The sequence below is a fragment of the Rhodococcus sp. IEGM 1307 genome, assembly GCF_030056915.1.
Lineage (GTDB): Bacteria > Actinomycetota > Actinomycetes > Mycobacteriales > Mycobacteriaceae > Rhodococcus_F > Rhodococcus_F opacus_D.
The window spans coordinates 1-1111 of the sequence record NZ_JASHKW010000065.1 but is presented as its reverse complement, the minus strand read 5'-3'; the positions used below and the strand labels follow the sequence as shown (position 1 = coordinate 1111).

Here is a 1111-nt window from a genome sequence, read left to right as displayed (position 1 = left end):
CCGGCGAGGTGCAGTTCTGCGGTCACGCCGGTGGGGACGGGGCGGAGTCGGTCGTCGAGGACGTAGGCGTGGGTGCCGCGGATCGGGCCGCCGATGGTGACCGGGCCGCCGGGTGGCAGTGGTCCGCTGCAGTTGCTCATCACGGTTGTTTCGGTGGGGCCGTAGCCGTTGAAGAAGCGGCGGGGTGTGTGGGTGGGGGAGGTGTCGGTGGGTGTGGCCCAGCGGGTGGGCAGGTCGGGGGTGCAGGCCTCGCCGGCGGAGAGGACGGTGTGCAGGGTGTGGAGGTCGGTGGGGTCGATGGTGGCCAGTGCGGCCGGTGTGATCACGGCGTGGGTGACGTGGGTGGTGTGGAGGAGGTGGGTGAGTTCGTCGCCGCCGAAGACGGTGGGTGGGGCGATGACCATGGTGGCGCCGGTTCCTGTGGCGAGGAGTAGTTCGAAGACCGAGGCGTCGAAGCTCGGGGATGCCACGGCCAGGGTGCGGGAGTCGGGGGTGATGGTGAATCGTTCGCGTTGTTCGGCGGCGAGGTTGGCCAGCCCTTGGTGGGTGACGACGACGCCTTTGGGGGTGCCGGTGGAGCCGGAGGTGTAGAGCAGGTAGGCGGTGTTGGTGGTGTGTAGGGGTCGGAGTCGGTCGGTGTCGGTGATGGGACCTGAATCCATGGTGTTGCAGCGGGTTTCGAGGTCGGGGGTGTCGATGAGGAGCCAGGGCAGTGGTTTGGGCAGGGTGGTGGCGTGCTCGGTGGTGGTCACTCCGAGTGCGGCTCGGGAGTCCGAGAGCATGTGGGTGATGCGGTCTTTCGGGTAGTTCGGGTCGATGGGGAGGAACGCGGCGCCGGTTTTGGTGGTCGCCCAGATTGCGAGGGTCGCTTCGAGGGAGCGGGGGAGTGCGATGGCGACGGTGTCTTCGGTGCCGATGCCTTCGGCGATCAGGATCCGTGCCAGTTGGGAGGATGCGGTGTCGAGTTGTTCGTAGGACAGGTGGTGGTCTTCGTATGTCACCGCTGGTGCGGTGCGGTTGTGTGCTGCGGCGGTGGTGAGCAGTTGTGGCAGTGTCGTTGCGGGGTGTTCGGGGCCGCCGGTGCGGTCGAGCAGGTTCCGTTTTTCGTCGG

Annotated in this window: 1 protein-coding gene; it reads right to left on the bottom strand. The window is 67.6% G+C overall.

Annotation, left to right across the window (positions count from 1 at the left end; translation table 11 throughout):
- On the bottom strand, positions 1-1111 hold a 1111-nt coding region (locus QM841_RS42820; protein WP_283336786.1), incomplete at both ends, for an AMP-binding protein.